The following is a 20,569-nucleotide window of genomic DNA, read 5'->3' as shown; positions in this document are numbered from 1 at the left end:
GGGAACAAGGAGAAAAATCTAATGTCATCTATATTATTGACGGAATATTGAGTTTTATTCAAAGAGGCTGTACTAATTATGTAGGTTACATGAGAAGTCCTATTAACATCCAGGCTGCTCCGAGCAGAATTAAAGCTTCGAATGTAATCCAAAACTTTCTTTTTTCTGGTTTTTGAAATTCTTTAATTACGGAAAATACGGCACTTATTCCTACAAGAGTAAAAAGAGCAATTCGGATTGTATCAGTCATTTGCATCACCACCTAAGATTTGAATAGTTTAATTATATATTAATTACCATTTTATAGAAACTAAATGAAGTAATCCTTTTAATAGAAAGTGAGGAATAACAATGGGGCTAGGAAACCACGGAATGACATTTGAAATGCTTACCAATCTAGTAAATGAAATGTATCAACGAGGCGGAGTGGCGCTAATAAACAAGTGTCAGACTCCTGTAAAGGTGTCCGTATGCTGAGTGGGTTCTATGAAGCTTAAAAGTACAGTAGACTATGACGGCGTGTATAAGGGACGAGCTATAGAATTTGAAGCAAAGTCTACAGGGAATGTTACACGATTTTCCATTATTTAACCTCCCTTAGATATGATGTTGATTTATTTATAAATTCTACTGAGAAATTTAAGGGATTACAAATCTATGAATATACTTAATCTATTTGAAATTATTAAAAATATCGATAAATAGCTGATAAAATGATGAGGATAACTAGATGTTTAAATTGCCGTATCATTATCTTACAAGTTCATTAAATAGTCGAAGTATTGAGATGGTTTTACGGAGTATAAACGAGAAGGCTGAGATTAATCTTGAAATTGGAAGAGGAACTTCTTCCTTTTTTTATTTTTCTCTATTAGATAGGTTAACTGTGGGGGATTTTATAAAACATATTTTTTGAATTATTTAATACTAAAATATATAATTAAACGGATTTTAATATATTAACTAGTTAAAAATGGGGAAAGAAAAGTGAAGATTATATTTGATGTGGTTAAAGATGAAAATTTTGATTTTACTTTATTAGAAACAAAATTGCTAAAAACTTTTAAAGAAGTAGATAATGTAGCTATAGTTGAAAAGGTTGAAGATAAAATTTTTGAAAAACATGATGTGCCAACCCATTTAGCGGAGATTACTATTAATGTTACAGGAAAGAATATCGGATATAGATCAGTTTCAGCTAGTATATTTATTGTTCTAGAAAGTCTATCAATGAAGCTATTCAATATTAATATTAGTATACATTAAGCATCCAATACGGGTGCTTTTCCCTTGTTATATAAAAATTACATATTAAACATATATTTATACGATTTGTTCCTACACGTTAAGGAGTTAGTAATAAGTAATAAAAGATGATACCGATGAAACCGTATAAAAACCAAAAGAACCCTAATATGGGTAATGTTTTGAAAATTAAGCGTGGTAAACCTCCTTGGGTATATAGAAGATTTTAATATATTGTTGGTCTATTTAGAAGGAAAAACATAGATTGGTATATATTAAACGAGAATAAGAATAAAATAGACATTTTGTTTAAATGAGTATATAAATAGGGAGAATCTAATTATTTGATTCACATTTAAACCAAGGGGTACAAATTCGATGCGACGTGAAAAGGATTTGTTGAAACAATGGAAGGCGGATTTGCAAGCTATTCAGGAAGAGAAAAGGCTGAAGAAGAAGGCTAAGAAAAAGAATAAGAAATTTAGCATTCCGGGTAATACAGCTGACTTCATGAACGGCAAGAATACTTATCATAAAGAGAATGGGGTATGGAAGCAAAGAAATAAATAATGTGAGGGTAAATAAGTTTGATTAAGTTTATAGCAGTTATTGTAGGCGCTGCGCGATCTGGGCGGCGCCTTGTTTGTTGTTAAGGAGAGATAAGAGGGAGATAAAAAAAGAGAGCTAATGCCCTCTTTTTTGGATGTGGTAATTAATCACAGATTGGTATTCCAAGCACTCTTAGAGCTAAAGCTACTTGAAGAGAAATCTCTAATCTAGCAATTTCAATACCAGCTACTGAGAGAACTAAAAAAGGTTGTCCATTTACAAACACAACGCAACTATCCATGGTTACACCACCTTTCTAGCAATCTACTATAGTATATGTATAAAACACTAATGTGTAATATTTAAGTTAATGGATTTAATAAAATTAATAGATTAGCCCATTTAAACAAAACAAAAGAACACAACGATTGAAAATACAGAAGTGAGATAGGTTTACAAATTGAAATATTATTAGCCTAAAATACAAAATATAGACTAGCAAACAAACTATTTCTACCTTTTAATCATAGAATATGATGAATTCTATTTTTAGAGGAGGGAATCATATCTATGGGATGGAATAATAATTTTGGACATTCTCGAGATTGTAATAGCTTTTGGGATGATTTAGTATTTTGCGGATGCGGTCGTAGACGTAGAAGAAACGATTTTAACGAATGTCATTGTAGACGCGACTGTGATTGTGATGAGTGTCGTCGTAGACGTAATCATGACCGTGATCATAATCATGATGATCGTCGAGATTGGTAAAGTCTTTTGAAAGAGTGCATATCTTAATCGCACTCTTTTTTATTAGTACTTATTAACCCGAAGGATACAGTTTCAATTTCATTGAACATCTAATAAAACAAGTGAACAAAACGAACGAAAAGGGAATTATGTAGATTTTAAGGTAGCGAATCCGCTGCTTTTTTATTTTATAAAGAAGCATTTTAAACATTTCTTATAGCGTTGAATACTTATGTAAATATGGAAAATAGATTTGGCTCTTGGAATGAGGGATTGATGTGGATATAACACATATTATGGCGAGGATAGTGGTTAATGGGAAAGATCTTCCGTTTACTTCAGTTAGGACAACTGCATGGATTAATGGACCTGCGAATGATTTAATTGTTACGACTAAGCAAAGGGTGGGTGAGCTTTATCGGTTTATGTGGTCACGGGTGCCAGTTATGCTAACAATGTATTTCCTTCAGGGTGCTGACTTGATGAGATTTGCTAGAGTTGCAGGAATTGATGAAAGTATAACGGGAGAATATATATATCATTTTATTTGGTGATAAGACGAACTTTAAGTAGCCTAACAGCTGCTTTTTTATTTTATAAAGAAAAACCTCTGCCTAGGGGCTAGATGATTTTCTTCATGCCACAATGACGGCATTCTCTTAAAAAGATGAAATTTTTAATGGAACTTTTGAATGCAGAATTACCGCAATTGTCACAGCGACCACTGATCTTATCTGGATGTTCTTCGTATGTGTATATTTTGTTTAAATCGTATTTTGGTTCTTGTTCTTTATTTTCCATTCGTTTCACCTACATATCAATCTGATTTTAAATAACTGAATCACAATATCATGAAGTGATCACGTAGTGGATGCTTTTTATTTTGCAAAAAAGAACCTGCAAATCTGCAGATTCTCTTGATAATGATTTATGAAGTAAGACCCGAAAATATAATACAATAATTCGAAAATGAGTTCAAGAGTGTTTGGTGATTTAAGCCACTCTATAATCTTTGTTTTTAAGCTTTTTTTGAATATCCATAAATCCTATAATCATTATCGCCATGCATATTAATTTAAGCCAACGAATCTCCTGGTGGTACATTAGCCCAGAAAAGAATTCATAGGCATATAACAAACTGACAATTGGAAATAGCCCATCGCTATCAAGCTAAGCTCATAAAACGTCAATTATAGTAGAGAGTGTTTCTTTTTTCTAAAGGTTATGTGTAAGGAATTTAAAGATTTGCATACGAAATAAACCCTAACGGGTTTCATTTTTTTGAATTAAGCCGCTTGATTATCAGACATGGTACAATTGTAAACGACACCTAATATATCAAAGACTGTTTTCTTCTCATATCGATGAGATTTTCTCCCGTTTTGCTGTAGGAGGTTGAACAGGCGAAGTAGAACCTTTGATAGCTCTTGGGTGTCTTTCTGTATAGCTTGGAAAAGAAGAAGAAAGTAATCTTTAATGATATATATGGCCTTATACTCACTCAGTTCTCGTTGCTTTTTCATAAGAAGTAGTTGCCGCATTTGAAACATAGTAGAAGAACAGAGTAAAATGGCAATCAGTTGCCCATACAAATGGCATTCCAATTGTTCTCGTTTTATATTTTTACAATGATGAATATGAAAGAATGATTTCCAGGTTTTAAATAAAATCTCGATTTGCCAACGTAAAGAATACCAATCATGCACTTGTCCCATTGGGACAATATCTGTAGGTGTAGCTGTCATATATACGTTGATACCGCTAAGTCGTTTACTACGAGCAGAATACTTCATTCCTTTCTTCTTTTCTCTTACAGTTTGATCTTGCAATCGTTTTTGTTGCTGTTCTTTTGTTAGTCGATGAACAATCACACGAGTTGGGACTTTATCTGTCATTCCTACATAAGCGTTGGATATTTCACATGTTTGTCCTGGTTGAAGAGAGTTCATTAAATCCTCCATATCTATCTGGATATACTCTGTACCTTTCTTGATTCTGCCGTCTTGAAAATAATCAGGGTTAGGATTTTTTTGATAAATACGTGTATTTGATTTGATACGTGAAATATAATAAGCCTTTTTATCTTGTATATGTTGAAGATCTTTCAAATGAAAATAACCTAAATCTCGGATACATAAATCATTCGCTGTTATAGTTGGGACACACAGGGAACCATAGGTTCGATCATGTTGTTTCCCTGGACCTGTATGAATATGAAGGAACTGTCCACTTAATAAATCATACTCAAGCTGAATTTTCATTCCCGCGGTATGGCTGCATCCTCCTGCACCTGGATAAACGAATGAAAAAGGATCTGGAAGTTGAAATGACGTTGAATCTAGGATACGAATACGCTTGAAAATAGAAGTGTATGGAGAATAGAGCAGCTTAGTTGAAGATAACTTTTGGTTGAGAAGTTCGGCTAACACTTGTTGTAGAAATTGCACGGCTGTGGCATTAAATCGTTGATTCAGTCCTTCAGGACTGATAAGTACTTCTGTTGATACCTCTAAACAGCTACATAACTGAGTTAAAGGGGTTTCAGCAACATTTTGACTCATCCATACACATAAAGCGACTAAATCTTTTGGTTGGTATTTACTGGTTCGTTGTCCAAAACCAACATCTCTAGCAAGATCTCGTAAGATATTCGGAGATAAGAAGCTTTGAATTTCTCAAGCAAATAGGTTTAATTCATCAGATACAGAAATAGACATACAAAAACGCCATCCTTTCCTATAATGATACAGCAAGGATAACGCCTTTTTTTTATGGATAGTAAAAAAATTAGATTTAAACATCATAAATCTTTTTTTACAGCATATGTGATTGCATTTGTTTTTAATAAAACAGACTTTGCATTTTGAATAATTTTATATTCGAGAGGTTTTACTATGATACTCAATACTTCCTAACCTTATATTAATTTATTGTGATATAATAACAAATGTAAAATTGGTCTTTGAAATACATATCATAAATCTATTAGTTAGTAAAAAAGACTAAATCTTTCTACCTCATTTTCATTATATAAAAGACAGTACATATCTGCTTTTAAAAATGGTCTAAGCATAAAGAACTACCATAATAGGAAAAAAGATGGAAATTAATAAAATTGGTAAACAGCCTGTAGAAAGTAAATGGGAAGCTGAAGGACAACTAGAGAGACTTTAACACAAGGAGCGGAGCAAACAGAGATGAGTAAGCAGACATTAAAAGAATTCATAATCTTATTAGGGATTATAGTTGTTGTTTTAGGTGTCATCATCTACAACGGAATAAGAGAAGAAGAGCGCCATCCATATAAACCATTGCACCAGGAGCAAACAGAGCAGAATCAAACAGAGAAGGACAACCCTTATTTGAACGATAAGAAGCGCCAACAGATTAACGAATTGTACAATTCTAGGGATGAGATTGAAAGTAGAATGAAATAGTATAATTCGGTTATAAGGCTCTCACATCAATTGTGAGAGCTTTTTCTATTATAGGGGTACGGAAACGATTATCGGTATGAGGGGCCACTCTGGGATTTAATTACAAATCAAAAAAGAACTTTATTCAAGTTCTTTTAATCTATGATACAGAGCGTCCTGACTCACACCAGTAATTTGGCATATTTCTTTAACAGTTTTATTGGTATGCTTGCGCAATTCAATCGCATGATTTATACCTAGGTGCTTATCCGTATATTTCTTCAACCTTCCTCTATACAATCCTTTTTGTTTCGCTAACTTTATTTCCGTACGTTGCTTTTCTTTAATCATTTCTCGATCAAGTTCACTAAAGGCAGCCATGACAGTTAAAAAGAATTTTCCTGTTGGCGTTCTCGTATCTATTCCCAAATTTAAAATCGCAAAGTGAACATCCTTTTCCCGAAGTTGTTCTACTAATTGTAAAAGCTGAATGGTATTTCGACCTAAACAATCCATTCTAGTTACGACTAAAGTATTCCCAGTAGTTAGTTTTAAAAGTATAGAGTCTAACTCTGGCTTTTGTTTGGTTACTCCACTTATTTTTTCTTTAATAATTTCATCTATTCCATATTTCATGAGCTGTTCAATCTGTGTATCTAGATTTTGATCTTGTGCACTGACACGAGCATATCCATATATCATTTTTTCACCTTTATTCTCTTTAATTTTGATAAGTGCTATTGATAGTCTGCGAACCCTTTATTATCAAGGAGACAAGTTATTATCAATAGGGTACACTCTATCGAGAGGGGAAATATGCAATTATGCATATTTATATTTTTTTATTTTAATAGCAATGAAACTTAATATATAATTGAAAGGTTTTTTACGAATTGATAAGGAGATACGAGTATGAAGAAAATCATAGGACTTATATTATCATTATTTTAACTATTTTCTACCTATGCACCAATGTTTACAGAGGAAGTCGAAGTTTTAATTCAAATAGGTCGCGTCAAAAAGAAAGGAGACTGGTATTATTATGGATATTGTCAACATAATGCGAATTTTACAATAAGGGATTTTCAAATTGAAAAACTTGGTTTTACTGTATATTAAGAAGGTTCTATAAACGGACTACTAGATTTAAAAAATGAAACATCTTATGAATTAATTATTGTTTAGACAGAATGACTTAGGTTGTCCTTATGCGAAATATCAGTATGAATAGAAATTTGATAATTATATAAAATGCCGTAAATGAAGGATAAAATAAGTGCTGATTTTGCAATTATATTTTTAACAATTGAATAGGAGCTATTATGAATACAATTAAGAAATTATTTTTAAGTTTTATCGTATGTATTTTGTTATTCAGTACAGTAGGAACAGCGTATGCAGAACAAAATGGTCAAGTGAATTCATCATCTTTTATTGACGTTCCTAAAACTCACTGGGCGTATAAAGAAATGATGTATATGGTGGAGAATAAGATTATAACAGGATACGGAAATGGGTATTTCGGTGCAGCCGATCCTATTACTCGCGAACATCTCGCTGCTTTCTTGTATCGATATTTAAAACCGCAAGATAGTACAAATAATCCATTTGTTGATATTGGCGACAGCAATTTCAAAAAGGAAATTTTGGCACTAACAGCACGTGGCATTTTCAGTGTAAATGCTGAAAAAAAATTCAATCCAAAAAATAATATGACACGTGCCGAAATGGCAACTGTGCTTGTCAAAACATTTGATTTAAAACCGCAAGGAAATGTTGAATTTACGGATATGAAAGGTCACTGGGCCAACGAATATGTCAAAATATTAGCCGGTAACAACATAACAAGTGGTACAGGTGACGGGAATTTTAATCCAAATGGCATTGTTACTAGAGAGCAATTTTCTATGTTCTTATATAGGACGATTATGAAAGTAACAAATATGCAAAATGATGAATCAGTTGGCTGGGTGAAGGAGAACGAGAATTGGTACTATTACAACAAAGATGGTAGTAAGCAAAGGGATAACATTACGTTAGATGGAATAGAGTACGCCTTTTTTAAAGATGGAAGGCTATTCCAAGGGAGTAAGCAGGTAGGGAAAGATACTTTATATTATAGTGAACCTGGTAAACTAAAGACTGGATGGAGTTTCTCTGCAACTTCATGGAGCTATTTAAAAGATGGGAAGTATGTGACAGGAACATTTACTTATCAAGGAAAACCATTTGAAATTAATAAGTACGGGGATATGGAAAAGGGATGGATTACTCTACGTTCTGCTGTTAAAAGAATCTATCCAAAGCCCGAAACAAAGTTTCTATCGAAATCTAAGCCTGTAAAGGATGGAGATGTTTTAGAAGTCATATCCAAGCAAGGTTTATGGTATCAGGTAAAATACCAAGGAGAAATTGGATATGTCCGAGTACTAGAGTCTGTTGTAATTGGTGAATCACCAGTTCGTTCATGGGATGTAGCAAAAGAAGCAACGAATTTGTCTCATTTCATGATAACTGAGTATCATAAAGATCCCGAAAAATATTTTCCACCAAATATTCAAAAGAAATTTGATAAACAACTTGATAGTGATCTAAATGTTCTCGCGAATGGATTACAATGGATTGATCAATTAAAAGAAGTACTCTATTTAGATAATAAACAAGGGTGGGTACAAGAAGAAGGAAAATGGACGTATTATAAAAAAGATGGGCAAAGAGTAACAGGTTTCCAATCAATTGATGGGAAACGATATTATTTTGGTACCGATGGTTTTATGCAAACGGGCTGGTTACATACAGGTGGATATGATTATTATCTAGGAACCGATGGCGTGGTACAAACTGGAATCCAACATATCGATGGGAAAATCTATTACTTTGGTCCGTTGGGTCCTGTGCAATCGGGATTTACAAATGTTGATGGGAAACCGTATTATTTTGATGCTTCTCATGAATCAAGAAATGGTTGGATGAAGCAAGAGTTTAGTTGGTATTTACTACAGCCTTCAGGTGCATTACAAACAGGAGATTTTACATATAAAGACAAGAAGTTCTCCTTTAATCAAGACGGAGAAATGATTAAAGGGTGGGTTACATTAGAATCCCTTGTTAAAAAAGTATATCCTGAGCCAGATTTGAAAAAAGCATTACGTGCAAAAAGTGTGAACAAGGGTGAAGTGATAGAAGTAGTGGGGAAAGTCGGTTCTTGGTATGAGGTTAATTACCAAGGTGAAAAGGGATATGTACGCATTCATGATGCTATTATTTTTGATCAGGAGGCTAAAAGTCCACTTACTTTGCTTGATGGAAAAATAAAGATATTTGAAGGTGTATTAGATTACTTAAAAAGTGACGAAACATACATAAATAACACGATCAAAATTTTAGAAGAAGAAGAACAACGTTGGGTAGATGATGTAGAAAACTTAGAGAATCTTTCCAGAGACATTAATGATGCAAAGCAAGATGTACAGTATAAAAGGCAAGTCATCATAGAAGCACATGATAAGTTAGAAGAATTAGTAAATGCTATGAAAGGTGATATAAGAAATTTAACAGTTACCCAAAGGAAAGAACTTGCAAAATTGCTTGGAGCCGATGGAAAAGAGTTACTAGATTTTAGTGTGGAAACATATACTTTTATACTTCAACAATATGTATCCATGGCTCAAGCATATGGTGAAACTTACAAGGTATTAAGTATATATGCAGATAAAACAAGTGAATTTCTAGAAGATGTTAGCAAAGATATTCATCAAATCACATTGAATATGCAAGAGTTATCGAAGGGATTTTCTGGTGTAGTTAAAGATTTAGGTCCAGTTGTAAATAGTTCCATTCGTTTGAAGCATTCTATAGATGAAGCAAAACCTGGTATGGAGGAACTTGTACAGGTAACAAGAAAAAACGTTCCAGTCATTGCGCAAGATTTACAAGCGTTAGATGCGAAAGTACCAGGATTCTTCACAGATTTCAATATGGGAATAGATCTTGCAAATACATTTATGGACTCCGCTAATAAAATAGCAAGTCATAAGATTAATATTCCAGCTGCTACCATCAATGTGGGGAATATTGACTTGAGTAATGCACTACGTGATTTAGGTGGTGATCCATCTAGAGTATATGATCGTAAGAATGATGGAGATGTATCATTCATATTGGGTATTACACCTATAATTGGTACAGGAAAAGAAATTGGACAGCTTATCAAAGGTGAAGACTTAGTAACAGGTCAAAAATACGGTCCAGATGATTATGCATGGGGTACATTGGCTGTCGTATCTGGTGGCACAACACGGGTTATCGGTAAAGTTGTAGGGAAGGTTGGAGACCTTGAGAAGAAAGGTAAGGCTTTAGAAGCGGCAGCCAAAAATACAAAATTCACGAAATATCCTACAGGTTTTGATGAAGTCGCTCAGTATATAAAACAAAATAAGAAATTACCGGATAATTTCATCACAAAGCAACAAGCTGAAGCTTTAGGATGGGATAGAAAGAAAGGAAATCTCCACGAAGTAGCTCCAGGAAAAAGTATTGGTGGAAATGTTTACTATAATAATGAAAGGCTATTACCAAGTGCTCCAAATAGGACTTGGTATGAAGCGGATATTAATTATTCATCAGGGTATCGAGGTAATGATAGAATTCTTTATTCTAATGATGGATTAGTGTATAAAACTTCTGATCATTATAAAACGTTTACCGAAGTAAAATAGGGAATAGAGGGATTAAATTTATGGATATAATAAAATTAGATGGAAGAACATTTACTAGTAAAGAAGTATTGCACCAAATATTAAAAAAACAATTAGATTTCCCTAGTTTTTATGGGGAAAATGCAGATGCTTTGTGGGACTGTTTAACTGGATTTATAAGTCTTCCTATAACAATAGAATGGGAATTTTTCGAGAGTACTCAAAAAATGTTAGGACCTTATGCGGATTTAATTTTAAAAATATTTCAAGATGCACAAAATGAAATGCCAGGTAAGTTCTATATTGTTGTAAAATAATTAAAAGGATCTTAGGTAAAAATAAAAACCGTGGAAATATTTAATTTCTACGGTTTTTATTGTATCAATTAGGTTTTCTTTCATAGTGGCCCCTCATACCTCGAATCGTTTCCGTACCCCTTATAGATATAAACATACATTAGTAGAGTTATAGAAATGCTTATACTCATCAGGTATTTGCAATTTGGAGTATCGCCACATCACTATTTGGCTAAAATTTTATAGAATTTAAAACAGAAAAATTGTAGATTTTCAACTGTAGATGTTAATTTTCTGGTTTTGGGGTATTTGTTTTTATTAGCTTGATGAATGTGTGGAAATAGCCAAGTCATAAATTTCAAATCTTTTAGATGAAACTTATAATTATTAATCTTTTGCCACATATGTATCAACTCCTATTGTTATGAGGTTCTGTAGTTTTTCTTTTTGAAATCTCGCATGTTGAGGATAAGGAATAGAAGGAAGATAACAGCCCCGATGCCATTAATCCAGTAGTATGTGCGCCCTGTTGTGAATCCGTTATAGAATTCATAGGCATTCCAAATTACAAGAAGTACTGAACAGACAGTAGAGATTATTAATGAGCCAAAACTTCTCATGATTTTCACCTCAATTCACAATATTAGAACTTAATTATAATTTTACATTTAGATAAATAGATTTACAAGAAGAGGAATAAAAAAAGAACCCGTTGGAGTTCAGGTTCTTTCAGAAGTGATGATGTATTCTCGGCTAGGGAACTGAGAAAAACACAAAAATATAATACATCGAGATTTAGAGAATTTCAATCCTAAATTAAATATTATCGTGGAGGGAGTTATATCATTTGATGAAGAAACCAAGGTAGTGTTAAAACATATGAATTTAAAAAAATGAGCGGGACATCTTAAGGACAAATAAAATTATTGAAATTTTTGTATGAATTCATTAATATGGAATTATATTTATTGTTTAATTGATTCCGTTTATTCCCACACCTTATTGTGTTGTGGTTGAGTTGTAGAAGCAAGTTGCGTCTTGTTTCATTTATGAAAGGGCTTCTTTGAGCCGATTAGTGTATTTATAGCTTATTTTGCTATGCACATTTTTAATCGACTTGAAGAAGCCCTTTTTGTGTTGTTTTCAAGTCTGTTTGATTAGTAGAATCCATTATTACACTGGGCAAAAATTATTATTTAGGGGGATTTATTTATGCATATCAGTTATGAAGTATCTTTATTTTGTTCTGCACATCCAGATGAACTTATTCCAAGTTTACGTGCATTACGAATGAGAGTTACAAAAGAAGGAGCATTTTGGGAACGAGATTGTTATCAGTTTGCCATTAAACCATCAAACTTGTCACAGCGAGCAGCAAAACAAGCAGGGGAAATCTATTTGTATCATGTTCATTTTAATGGATGTGTACGGGATTTCCTTTTTTTATTGGAAAGATGTTTTAGAGGAACGAGTTTTCGCTTTACTGCTATACGTGGTTTTTTAGATGTAGAAGGTTATTCACTTAAGAAATGGAAACCAATTCTACGTAACCACCACATAAACTCTGCAGATGTAGATTGTATTTTCAAGAAAGATGATCTTGTAATGATTGTGCATCACCATGGAGGTTTAGAGGTGGTTAAGCGTGCGGAAAAAGGCGAACAATTAAAAAAAGTAAACTTCTTAGAGGTAGATAGCTGGTTACAAGCACTAAATCCGACAAAAGAGGATCTATTCTCTTTAACAGGTGTGAGTGTATCGTAATGAGTAATTTACATAACTATATGGAAGTGTACAGACAGAGGGAATGATAGAAATCCGTAGTGCAAAATGACTATGAATTTCTGTCTTTTATTTTATTCAGGAGGATTTTAGTATGAATTTATTTGAACTGTTTGGTTTAGAGGTTGGAGAAGACGTAATGGTACAAGATGTGAGAACAGATAAACAAGTTCGCAATCGATACAGTTATGATGTAGGTGAGAAATTAGTGGGAGCAAAGAAAGAGATACGAGCATTAAAAGAATCATTTTTAGTATCATTTTCTTTAGAAATTTTAGCTGAAATTGAAAAAGAATCTCCAGTAGAGGCGCTAAATGCATTGGATCGAAATACATTGATTCCATTCTCTTTTGAACATGAAAAAGAAAATGATGTCCCACCACATGTTGCAAAGTTAAAGCAGTTGCTAGTGGGCAGAATAAATAAGAAGCCAATTGTAGATACACCGACTGCAAGGAAACTATATGTTCAAGCATGTAGAAGAATATGGCATGATATACAGTCGGTACATACCTCAGAACAATGGGTAGATCTTGTGGTCTCTTATGGAATGGAAATGAACAATGGTTGGTCTACATTTAGAAAAAATAAGAATGTAACATTCACATTTAAAAGAATGGTAGAGGAATATTTTGATGAGTTTGTTGATGCAGATGGTATGGAGTTATTAATATTAGGAAAGAAATTCATATCACTTTGCACAAATTCTAAAAGTATTAATTCTACGTATCTTCGTGTATCACATGAACTAACATGGAATGATTTACTTACGAAAAAGGTTACGACTCGTAAGAAATCCGCAGCTGCTTGGAGTAGGAAACTGCCAGATACTCTGCAAAGAAAAGGACCAGGAGTAGAAATTGCTACCAAACCTGAAGACGTAGTGGCTATGTTTGGGTTGAAGGGGATGCAATTTGGTCATTATTGCACCGAACAATATGCAAAAGAACATATCGGGCATGTATCCGAAGCATTGCATGATTTAGCTCGTATATTAGGGATTTCACCTGAGTATATAGGGTTAGGAGGACGCTTAGGACTTGCGATTGGTGCGAGAGGAAGCGGCAATGCATTAGCACATTATGAACCTTCTACCAAAGTCATTAATTTAACTCGTGATAATGGAGTCGGGGCATTGTGTCATGAATGGGGACATGCATTGGATCATTTCTTATATGATTGTAGTCATGATTTTCAAAATGGTAGTCTTGCTTTCTTATCAAGCGGGAAGAGTATTGGGAATATCTTGCCTGCTATTATCAAGGAAAAGATGCAAGCTGTGTTAGATGCTTGTAAACAAGGAAAAGTGGCCAGAGTAATCAACGTGGAAAATGCCTACAGTAGAAAGTGGTATTTCTATGGTGGTGTTATCGATAGTTATGATGTGTTTAAAGGAAATCTTTCAAATATTTTAGAATCACATCATGCTAGTTTGTGTAGGAAGCTTGATACTTTATCAGGAGCAACAAAGACGCGTATGGAGCGTAAAATTGAAAAAGAATTTGAGAAAACCGCACAAATGTTAGCTGCATATCATTATAAAAAAACAGGCGAAAAACTTAGTGAAATACCCTATCAAGTGAAAGGGTCCATATATTTTGATACAGCCATTAAGTTAGATAAGAAGAGAACTAAAAAGTATTGGTCTACAAATCATGAGATGTTTGCTAGAGCATTTGAAGCATATGTAGAATCAGCTTTGCTAGATCAAGAACATAGAAACGATTATTTAGTATGTGATACATATTCTTTTGTATATCCGTTAGGAGAACAAAGAGAACATCTAAATAGAAGTATAAAGAGTTTAATGGAAGTAGCTATTCCATATATAATAAATAGTATACAAGGAGTGGGAAATGATGAATTATAACATACAAAAAGGACAATTTCGTTTAACAACTGCACATCCAAGAGGAAGTTGGTGGGAATTTTATCGTGTTCCATGCCCAATCTGTAATGCTATTGGAAACTGTATGCTGCATGTTTCACAAGAGAAAGTAGCATGTACCCGTGTGGAAAGTAAGTGGGTATACGGTAAAAATTCAAGTAATCCAAGTTATATCCATTATCTAAATGGTAAGAAGCAATACCAATTACCAGAGGTAGATGTAGTAAAGGGGCATAGTAAGCGAAGTAAGGAAGAATTAGATGTATTTAATCGTAATTTAATCGGATTTTTGCCGTTAGAGGAGAAGCATCATATACATTTACTGCAAGATAGAAAAATGACTGAAGAAGAAGTACAGGTACGTCAATATCGTTCGTTTTTAAAGCAACAAATTGTGTTGGAAGATGATAATACGTACACAACTATTTGGGAAAAGTTATTTAAACAAATTGGCAAAAAAGATTGTTGGAAGGGAATACCTGGATTTTATGAAATGAAGAAAGGACAAACTTCTCTTCGTTTAATGGCAGGTTTTCCAGGAATTATGATTCCATTCCGAAACCAATATAATCAAATTGTTGGTTGGCAAGTACGTGTAGATGAAGTAAAGAACTCTGTTCATGTGAAATCTGGACCTACAGGTATACAAGCCGAACTAGTCCAACAGCCTAATGTAGTGAAAATAACGAAAAACGAGGATTGTATCTATGAAGGAAAACTAGAAATAGGGAAAAATAAAGAATTATTAATCGACGGGGAAAAGGTTGTTGTAAAGATACATAAAGGTCAAAAATACTTATGGATCTCTTCAGCAAATAAAGATGAAGGAACCGGTGCGGGAGGTAGTGAAAATCCACTTCCTGTACATGTAGCGGTACCAAGCTCACATTTGAAACATTGGAAGTCTGGTATGCTGCACAAAACAAAATCAGTAATGATTACAGAAGGGCCGATGAAGGCGGATTTGATTGCCGATTTACTTCCTCAAAGACTAAATAAAGAAGAAATAGCTAAAGTAGGGACAACAGTTCTTGCGATTCCAGGTGTAAATGCATGGAGAATCGTTATGCCAGTATTAAAAGATATGGGAGTAGAAAATGTATACTTAGCATTTGATGCTGACTTAGTAGAGAATGAAAAAGTAAGAGCTGCCGTAATTGCTTTTGCGACAGAGTTAAAGAAAGAGGGCTATAACGTAATTATTGCGGCATGGAACCCAGCACAAGGGAAAGGTCTGGATGATGCAATGCAAGCTGCTTTCAAACCAGTTTTTCGCACAATATAAAAAATCATAATTGTGAAGTTAAAACAAAATTGTACACGTTAAAAGAAAGTCGTACATTTTACAACAAAGTAGAAGTATTAGTGTAAAACTTTCTTTTAACAAAACACTTAACAGTTTAGCTAGGGGACTTTATATAAAAGAAAGGTGTGTATTAAGTATTATGGATATTATGCAACAATTAATGGACGTAGATAAAAAAGCTAGGGAACAAGAAAGAATGGAACTCATTCAACGATTTTATAATGAGGGAGTTTCTATCACGACAATTGCAAATGCGACAAATATGTGTGAAGAGGATATTTCTTATATAGTAAGTAACTAGTAGCCATATTTGATGAGATGAATAGAGGAGAAAAAGATAGAATATAATTCTATCTTTTTTTATGCTCTTAAATACAATTTTAAAACGAGAAAGGTAGAGGGAAAACATGAGTGTATATGTAAAAAAGAATCTAGTAAATTTACGAGTTGATTATGCTTTTAAGCGTTTGTTTGGAGTAGAAGGAAATGAAGATATATTAATTGGGTTTCTTAACGCGGTACTACAATCATCTATTGATGAAGAAATTACATCTTTGCACTTAGATGATCCGCATCTTCCAAGAGAGCAGAAGGATGATAAATTGTCTATTTTAGATTTGCGAGCTACGCTAAATAGTGGTATAAAAATTAATATAGAGATTCAAGTTCGAGACAAAAAAGATATGATAGAACGTTCTTTGTTCTATTGGTCAGGTATGTATTATTCTCAAATGACTCAAGGGATGAAATATACAGAATTAAGACCAACCATTTGTATTAATATAGTGGATTTCATTCTATTTCCAGAAGAGCAGGAGTTTCATAGTATTAATACAGTGATGAACAAAAAATCTAAACGTATCATTACCGAAAATATGCAGTTGCATTTTCTTGAAATTCCAAAAGTGATTCAAGAATGGCAAGGAAAACGAATGGATCCGTGGGAAGATTCTTTAGCGCGTTGGTTACTATTATTTCCTGCGCATGAGGATGAGAGATTAACAACAATCCTGGAGGCGATAGCAATGGAAAAAGATCCAGTTTTGAAAAAAGCAATAGAGGATTGGGAGCGTTTAAGTAGCGATAAGGATTTTTTACGCTTATATGAGGCTAGAGAAAAAGCAATAAAAGATAGAATATCAGAAATAGAGACAGCAGAAGAAAGAGCTGCGAAAAAAGCTGCAGAAATAGCTACAGAAGAAACTAAAATTGCAACTAAGATAGAGATGATTGAAAATATGTTTAAAATAGGATTACCTATAGAAAAAATTGCAAAAGTTGCAGAATTAAGTGTTGAAGAGGTTAATGAAATTATAAGAAATAAAAGGTAGATATAAATGATAAAAAAACAGGTAATTGTGGGTACACACGATTACCTGTTTTTTTGATTTAATGAAAGTAAGTGAATAGATGTGAAGGAAGGGGGAATAGTTATGAAAGTAACAAGAGGAAATGCTATTTGAAGTGTGTAATTTTTACATACTCAATTATTCTGTTATTAAAAAAATATAAAGAATATAAGGGGAAGTTATTTGTATTATGAAAAAGAAAAAAGAAGCATATTATGTACATGTGTATACGCTTAGAGACAAAAGTATAAAATCTATAAAAATAGAACCATGGCGCTCATTGAAAGAGGAAATGAATGTTTTGGGTCTTAAGGACAGTGATATTTTTCAAATTCAAATGGTATGGTACGATCCAAACAAAGAGGATAAAAAGAAATGAAATAAAACGGAACACGAAAAGTCCAATTTTACTTTTTAGGCGTAAATAAGGCTTGTTTTTTTAAAATCGTATTGCTATAATATAAACGTAATAAGATTTAACAATAAAATAAAAAATTAATCAGTTCGCATATAAGAGAAGACCTCAATATGCGCCATGTCCTTAGGGGACGTGTGCGTGTATTGGGGTCTTTTTGCGTTTTGCGAGCAAAAACACCCGGAGGTGCAGGAATTATGTTGAATTGGTTGTCTGCAAAACTTATGACAACATCAGTAGGAGATTTTCTACTGGCAAAAAAAAGTTTTGAGGGGGGGCTTACTGGGCACACCAGTGGTGCAGATGCTACCACTGTACAAAAAAGCATGAATACCCTTGTAACAACACTAATTGGTTTTGGTGGTATTTGGGTAGCAGCTTGCGTTGTATTTGCAGCTATTAAACTATCTGGTGCACAAGGTAAAAACCCTGAAAACCGTACACAAGCCATGATTGGTTTAGCGTGTGCAGCAATTGGAGGCTTTGTCATGATCAAAGCATACGACATCGCTTCTTGGGTTACAAAAATTTAACATAAGAGTTTGTAAAAGCTCTCCTCTATTTGGGGAGAGCTTCTCTTATATAAGGGAGGAAACAAAATGAGAAAAGTAACCGTTCCTGTTGATATGACTTCGGAACAAAAAACACTGTTAGGTGTGCTGAGCAAACGCCAATTGATTTATCTATTGGGTGGCGGAGCATCCCTTTATTTATATGTGCCATTCTTATGGCGGTTATTTGCACCTTTTAATGCGGCGGTAGCATTTTTTATTTGCTTAATTTTAGCAATACCAACAGTAGTAGTTGTAATAACGTTTGCTTTTATTTATAAAGAAAAACAACACATGTATCTAGATAAATATTTACTTATCAAAATGCGTAGCCGTTCTGAAAAAGGCAAGTGGAGAAAAGGATACGAGCCAATTACATGGGTAAAGGAGAATTTATAGATGTTAGAAATGATATATTTTGCGTTGGTAGCCATTGTAGGGTTTTTCTTTTATCGGAAAATGAATGGAAAACCGATGTTTGGTTCTAAGAAAAAGGGGAAAAGCCAGGGCGGGTTAGAGAAACGTACTGCTGAAAAAAATGGAAAGAAAAATAAAAAGAATACGCCTGCTGAATCGGAAATTGATGAGGATAATGTTGATTTCTTTCGTGCTTTTATAGAAGACATTAAGGAAGTTGAAAATCATATGATTCGTTATCATGATGACACGTTTATCCTAATCGCGGAGGCACACCCAGTAAACTATTATTTACTTTCCAATGCGGAACAAGAAGCGATTGATATCAAAATTGAATCATGGTTAACCACATTAGAGTTTAATACGAAGGTATATATCCAAAGTAAGTTTGTAGATTTAACAGATCCTGTACGAAAAATGACAGAAACAATGAAAGGTGCGAAGGACCTTACACCAGAGACAGTACTTTATGGGCAAGAAGTTATCGACAACTTAGAGTACTGGCAACGTTCGCAGCCTCGATATGAACAAAAGCGATATTTAATTTATCCATACAAAGTGGATATTAGTACGATTACAGCTGATACAGAGGATGAATTGGAAGAAAAGATTGTAGATAAAGCGTTTAACGAATTATATCGTCGCTATAATGCTTCCCGAAATCTACTATCGAAAGCAAAAATTAGTGTAGAAATGTTAACAAAAGATAAATTAATAGAACTCCAATATGTAGCGTTTAACCGTCGTAAAGCGGTGAAAGCACGTTTCCAAGATTTAATTGAAAATGAGAACTTCTCTCTCTATTCAACCGGTGAAACAAATGAGAGAAAACTAGAGTTAATGAAGAAAGTGCTAGCGGAAGAAAAAGCTGAAAAATCAAATAATGGGGTGGCATAAGTATGAAATTGTTTGGAAAGAAGAAAAAAGAAAAAAAGAAGTTAGAAGCTGAAAAGAATGACGAATTGGAACTAGAGGAGGAAGCGTACGAACAAGAAGAAGTTCCGCCTCAATTAGAAAATCAAACAACTGTGTTTGATGTCATTGCCCCAGAAGGAATGAAAATTGATTCAGAAGACTATGGGGTAATTAAGCAGTCTTTGGGAAGTAATACTTTCTTCCGTCCATTTTATATTCCACGTGATGGATATCCTCGTATGATGCAGACCAATTGGCTGAACATGTTAACTTCAGCTGGAGAGGTTGATGTCATGATTGATATTCATAAAGAGCCAAAAGCAAAAGCGATGCGTTCGTTAGATATGCAGCTGACGATGTTACGTTCGAACCTTTCTTTCCAACGTACACGTGGAAATATTGACCAAGAAAAAGATTTAGATGCAAAAATTCAGGATACAAACAATTTAATGGATGAAATTCAATTTAATGAGAATGACTCTTATATGGTAAGTACCATGGCGGTTGCGTATGCTGACTCAAAGAAAGAATTAGATGTTTTATGTGAGTATATCGAAGATGAAATGCAAGCATCTCACTTTAAAATAGCGAGTACTTGGAATCGTGTGAAGAGTGGCTTGAAAGCAGTTATGCCACTAGGTGCACCAAATACTCTGCAAGATACATATCGCAATATCGATAGACGTGCTCTATGTACATTTGCTCCCTTTGTATCAGGTTCCGGAAGATTTAACGGTGGTATACCAATAGGAAAGAACAAAATTACTGGCCAAGTAGAATTTTTAAATTCATTTGGTAACGCAGATTATCGTCCACCAAACTATAACATTGGTGTGACAGGGATTTCAGGTTCCGGTAAAAGTTTACTCTTAAAAATGAAGCTAGCTCGTGAAACATCACTTGCAGATACACATGCGATGATAATAGATCCCGAGGGTGGTGCGACACGTTCCTAAGTGAAAAGCTTAGGCATTGTCGAACTTACAGTTCAAC

General features: G+C 33.9%; 23 protein-coding genes and 2 pseudogenes. 18 read left to right on the top strand and 7 right to left on the bottom strand.

Features of this window, described 5'->3' with window-relative positions:
- Nucleotides 1-85: 85 nt before the first annotated feature.
- Nucleotides 86-250 carry a hypothetical protein gene (locus RTP99_RS26970; protein WP_000132657.1) on the bottom strand — a complete coding sequence of 55 codons (165 nt, stop codon included), beginning with the start codon at nucleotides 248-250 and terminating at the stop codon, nucleotides 86-88.
- Nucleotides 251-351: 101 nt separating this feature from the next.
- On the opposite strand from RTP99_RS26970, the pseudogene RTP99_RS26965 reads away from it, so the two are divergent.
- From RTP99_RS26965 to RTP99_RS26955, 3 genes and pseudogenes are all read left to right on the top strand, one after another.
- A pseudogene (locus tag RTP99_RS26965) lies at nucleotides 352-585 on the top strand (Holliday junction resolvase RecU); the annotation flags it as partial.
- 402 nt (nucleotides 586-987) lie between these two features.
- Nucleotides 988-1,266 (top strand): hypothetical protein, encoded by a 279-nt coding sequence (locus RTP99_RS26960; protein ID WP_000691220.1) that lies wholly within the window; start codon nucleotides 988-990, stop codon nucleotides 1,264-1,266.
- A 357-nt stretch (nucleotides 1,267-1,623) separates the two neighbouring features.
- Nucleotides 1,624-1,815, top strand: a complete 192-nt coding sequence (locus tag RTP99_RS26955) for a hypothetical protein (protein WP_001250590.1) — start codon at nucleotides 1,624-1,626, stop codon at nucleotides 1,813-1,815.
- Between the two features lie 142 nt (nucleotides 1,816-1,957).
- On the opposite strand, the gene RTP99_RS26950 is transcribed toward RTP99_RS26955, so the two are convergent.
- Entirely contained in the window at nucleotides 1,958-2,095 is a 138-nt protein-coding gene (locus tag RTP99_RS26950; RefSeq protein WP_000376554.1) for a DUF3956 domain-containing protein, read from the bottom strand.
- Between the two features lie 269 nt (nucleotides 2,096-2,364).
- Here RTP99_RS26950 and RTP99_RS26945 point away from each other — a divergent pair, with 269 nt between their 5' ends.
- Together RTP99_RS26945 and RTP99_RS26940 are read left to right on the top strand one after the other, a co-directional pair.
- The gene (locus tag RTP99_RS26945; protein WP_002163380.1) at nucleotides 2,365-2,565 is read left to right on the top strand and encodes a hypothetical protein; all 201 of its coding nucleotides are present in this window, start codon (nucleotides 2,365-2,367) and stop codon (nucleotides 2,563-2,565) included.
- Nucleotides 2,566-2,840: 275 nt separating this feature from the next.
- Entirely contained in the window at nucleotides 2,841-3,098 is a 258-nt protein-coding gene (locus RTP99_RS26940) for a hypothetical protein (RefSeq protein WP_095209908.1), read from the top strand.
- A 67-nt stretch (nucleotides 3,099-3,165) separates the two neighbouring features.
- Here the strand turns inward: RTP99_RS26940 and RTP99_RS26935 are convergent, their stop codons facing one another.
- Together RTP99_RS26935 and RTP99_RS26930 are read right to left on the bottom strand one after the other, a co-directional pair.
- The gene (locus tag RTP99_RS26935; RefSeq protein ID WP_000428143.1) at nucleotides 3,166-3,345 is read right to left on the bottom strand and encodes a DUF8096 family protein; all 180 of its coding nucleotides are present in this window, start codon (nucleotides 3,343-3,345) and stop codon (nucleotides 3,166-3,168) included.
- 485 nt (nucleotides 3,346-3,830) lie between these two features.
- Nucleotides 3,831-5,216, bottom strand: coding sequence for an IS4 family transposase (locus tag RTP99_RS26930; RefSeq protein WP_223290729.1), 1,386 nt, complete (start codon nucleotides 5,214-5,216; stop codon nucleotides 3,831-3,833).
- Between the two features lie 525 nt (nucleotides 5,217-5,741).
- Between RTP99_RS26930 and RTP99_RS26925 the strand changes: the two genes are divergently transcribed.
- Nucleotides 5,742-5,981 (top strand): hypothetical protein, encoded by a 240-nt coding sequence (locus RTP99_RS26925; RefSeq protein ID WP_000043818.1) that lies wholly within the window; start codon nucleotides 5,742-5,744, stop codon nucleotides 5,979-5,981.
- Between the two features lie 120 nt (nucleotides 5,982-6,101).
- On the opposite strand, the gene RTP99_RS26920 is transcribed toward RTP99_RS26925, so the two are convergent.
- A complete protein-coding gene (locus RTP99_RS26920; RefSeq protein WP_000639134.1) occupies nucleotides 6,102-6,662 on the bottom strand; it encodes a recombinase family protein in 561 nt (186 codons plus the stop codon).
- A 620-nt stretch (nucleotides 6,663-7,282) separates the two neighbouring features.
- On the opposite strand from RTP99_RS26920, the gene RTP99_RS26915 reads away from it, so the two are divergent.
- Nucleotides 7,283-10,678 (top strand): S-layer homology domain-containing protein, encoded by a 3,396-nt coding sequence (locus tag RTP99_RS26915; protein WP_002029168.1) that lies wholly within the window; start codon nucleotides 7,283-7,285, stop codon nucleotides 10,676-10,678.
- Between the two features lie 20 nt (nucleotides 10,679-10,698).
- A complete protein-coding gene (locus RTP99_RS26910; RefSeq protein ID WP_000351384.1) occupies nucleotides 10,699-10,974 on the top strand; it encodes a barstar family protein in 276 nt (91 codons plus the stop codon).
- Between the two features lie 203 nt (nucleotides 10,975-11,177).
- Here the strand turns inward: RTP99_RS26910 and RTP99_RS26905 are convergent, their stop codons facing one another.
- Both RTP99_RS26905 and RTP99_RS26900 read right to left on the bottom strand, forming a co-directional pair.
- Nucleotides 11,178-11,357 carry a hypothetical protein gene (locus tag RTP99_RS26905; RefSeq protein ID WP_000267727.1) on the bottom strand — a complete coding sequence of 60 codons (180 nt, stop codon included), beginning with the start codon at nucleotides 11,355-11,357 and terminating at the stop codon, nucleotides 11,178-11,180.
- An 18-nt stretch (nucleotides 11,358-11,375) separates the two neighbouring features.
- On the bottom strand, nucleotides 11,376-11,573 hold the full coding sequence (locus RTP99_RS26900) for a hypothetical protein (RefSeq protein ID WP_071713420.1): 198 nt from the start codon (nucleotides 11,571-11,573) through the stop codon (nucleotides 11,376-11,378).
- Nucleotides 11,574-12,165: 592 nt separating this feature from the next.
- Between RTP99_RS26900 and RTP99_RS26895 the strand changes: the two genes are divergently transcribed.
- The 10 genes and pseudogenes from RTP99_RS26895 to RTP99_RS26850 form a co-directional block, all read left to right on the top strand.
- Entirely contained in the window at nucleotides 12,166-12,717 is a 552-nt protein-coding gene (locus RTP99_RS26895) for a hypothetical protein (RefSeq protein WP_000548269.1), read from the top strand.
- A gap of 112 nt (nucleotides 12,718-12,829) precedes the next feature.
- Nucleotides 12,830-14,605 carry an LPD1 domain-containing protein gene (locus RTP99_RS26890; RefSeq protein WP_001048058.1) on the top strand — a complete coding sequence of 592 codons (1,776 nt, stop codon included), beginning with the start codon at nucleotides 12,830-12,832 and terminating at the stop codon, nucleotides 14,603-14,605.
- Nucleotides 14,595-15,908, top strand: a complete 1,314-nt coding sequence (locus RTP99_RS26885; RefSeq protein ID WP_001108760.1) for a DUF3854 domain-containing protein — start codon at nucleotides 14,595-14,597, stop codon at nucleotides 15,906-15,908. The genes RTP99_RS26890 and RTP99_RS26885 overlap by 11 nt, the downstream gene beginning before the upstream one ends.
- Before the next feature lie 160 nt (nucleotides 15,909-16,068).
- Nucleotides 16,069-16,230, top strand: a complete 162-nt coding sequence (locus RTP99_RS26880; RefSeq protein WP_000353863.1) for a hypothetical protein — start codon at nucleotides 16,069-16,071, stop codon at nucleotides 16,228-16,230.
- Nucleotides 16,231-16,336: 106 nt separating this feature from the next.
- Entirely contained in the window at nucleotides 16,337-17,260 is a 924-nt protein-coding gene (locus RTP99_RS26875) for an Rpn family recombination-promoting nuclease/putative transposase (protein ID WP_000118205.1), read from the top strand.
- Between the two features lie 208 nt (nucleotides 17,261-17,468).
- Nucleotides 17,469-17,657: a hypothetical protein gene (locus RTP99_RS26870; RefSeq protein WP_000727316.1), complete on the top strand. Its 189-nt coding sequence runs from the start codon at nucleotides 17,469-17,471 to the stop codon at nucleotides 17,655-17,657.
- A 149-nt stretch (nucleotides 17,658-17,806) separates the two neighbouring features.
- Nucleotides 17,807-18,226, top strand: coding sequence for a hypothetical protein (locus RTP99_RS26865; RefSeq protein ID WP_001216648.1), 420 nt, complete (start codon nucleotides 17,807-17,809; stop codon nucleotides 18,224-18,226).
- 66 nt (nucleotides 18,227-18,292) lie between these two features.
- Nucleotides 18,293-18,643, top strand: a complete 351-nt coding sequence (locus RTP99_RS26860; protein ID WP_001233525.1) for a PrgI family protein — start codon at nucleotides 18,293-18,295, stop codon at nucleotides 18,641-18,643.
- Entirely contained in the window at nucleotides 18,644-19,558 is a 915-nt protein-coding gene (locus tag RTP99_RS26855; protein WP_000892011.1) for a hypothetical protein, read from the top strand. It begins immediately after the preceding gene.
- Between the two features lie 2 nt (nucleotides 19,559-19,560).
- Nucleotides 19,561-20,514: pseudogene (locus tag RTP99_RS26850) on the top strand (VirB4 family type IV secretion system protein); the annotation flags it as partial.
- Nucleotides 20,515-20,569: the final 55 nt, after the last annotated feature.

This window comes from Bacillus sp. (in: firmicutes), assembly GCF_031983925.1.
Taxonomy (GTDB): domain Bacteria; phylum Bacillota; class Bacilli; order Bacillales; family Bacillaceae_G; genus Bacillus_A; species Bacillus_A pacificus.
The sequence above is the reverse complement of the archived record's forward strand: the minus strand, read 5'-3'. Positions and strand labels throughout refer to the sequence as shown.

Bases quoted from the DNA above. Each gene is read 5' to 3' on its own strand.
- RTP99_RS26970 (WP_000132657.1), bottom strand. From the start codon at position 250: ATGACTGATACAATCCGAATTGCTCTTTTTACTCTTGTAGGAATAAGT.
- RTP99_RS26955 (WP_001250590.1), top strand. From the start codon at position 1,624: ATGCGACGTGAAAAGGATTTGTTGAAACAATGGAAGGCGGATTTGCAA.
- RTP99_RS26950 (WP_000376554.1), bottom strand. From the start codon at position 2,095: ATGGATAGTTGCGTTGTGTTTGTAAATGGACAACCTTTTTTAGTTCTC.
- RTP99_RS26945 (WP_002163380.1), top strand. From the start codon at position 2,365: ATGGGATGGAATAATAATTTTGGACATTCTCGAGATTGTAATAGCTTT.
- RTP99_RS26940 (WP_095209908.1), top strand. From the start codon at position 2,841: ATGGCGAGGATAGTGGTTAATGGGAAAGATCTTCCGTTTACTTCAGTT.
- RTP99_RS26935 (WP_000428143.1), bottom strand. From the start codon at position 3,345: ATGGAAAATAAAGAACAAGAACCAAAATACGATTTAAACAAAATATAC.
- RTP99_RS26925 (WP_000043818.1), top strand. From the start codon at position 5,742: ATGAGTAAGCAGACATTAAAAGAATTCATAATCTTATTAGGGATTATA.
- RTP99_RS26920 (WP_000639134.1), bottom strand. From the start codon at position 6,662: ATGATATATGGATATGCTCGTGTCAGTGCACAAGATCAAAATCTAGAT.
- RTP99_RS26915 (WP_002029168.1), top strand. From the start codon at position 7,283: ATGAATACAATTAAGAAATTATTTTTAAGTTTTATCGTATGTATTTTG.
- RTP99_RS26910 (WP_000351384.1), top strand. From the start codon at position 10,699: ATGGATATAATAAAATTAGATGGAAGAACATTTACTAGTAAAGAAGTA.
- RTP99_RS26905 (WP_000267727.1), bottom strand. From the start codon at position 11,357: ATGTGGCAAAAGATTAATAATTATAAGTTTCATCTAAAAGATTTGAAA.
- RTP99_RS26900 (WP_071713420.1), bottom strand. From the start codon at position 11,573: ATGAGAAGTTTTGGCTCATTAATAATCTCTACTGTCTGTTCAGTACTT.
- RTP99_RS26895 (WP_000548269.1), top strand. From the start codon at position 12,166: ATGCATATCAGTTATGAAGTATCTTTATTTTGTTCTGCACATCCAGAT.
- RTP99_RS26890 (WP_001048058.1), top strand. From the start codon at position 12,830: ATGAATTTATTTGAACTGTTTGGTTTAGAGGTTGGAGAAGACGTAATG.
- RTP99_RS26885 (WP_001108760.1), top strand. From the start codon at position 14,595: ATGAATTATAACATACAAAAAGGACAATTTCGTTTAACAACTGCACAT.
- RTP99_RS26880 (WP_000353863.1), top strand. From the start codon at position 16,069: ATGGATATTATGCAACAATTAATGGACGTAGATAAAAAAGCTAGGGAA.
- RTP99_RS26875 (WP_000118205.1), top strand. From the start codon at position 16,337: ATGAGTGTATATGTAAAAAAGAATCTAGTAAATTTACGAGTTGATTAT.
- RTP99_RS26870 (WP_000727316.1), top strand. From the start codon at position 17,469: ATGAAAAAGAAAAAAGAAGCATATTATGTACATGTGTATACGCTTAGA.
- RTP99_RS26865 (WP_001216648.1), top strand. From the start codon at position 17,807: ATGCGCCATGTCCTTAGGGGACGTGTGCGTGTATTGGGGTCTTTTTGC.
- RTP99_RS26860 (WP_001233525.1), top strand. From the start codon at position 18,293: ATGAGAAAAGTAACCGTTCCTGTTGATATGACTTCGGAACAAAAAACA.
- RTP99_RS26855 (WP_000892011.1), top strand. From the start codon at position 18,644: ATGTTAGAAATGATATATTTTGCGTTGGTAGCCATTGTAGGGTTTTTC.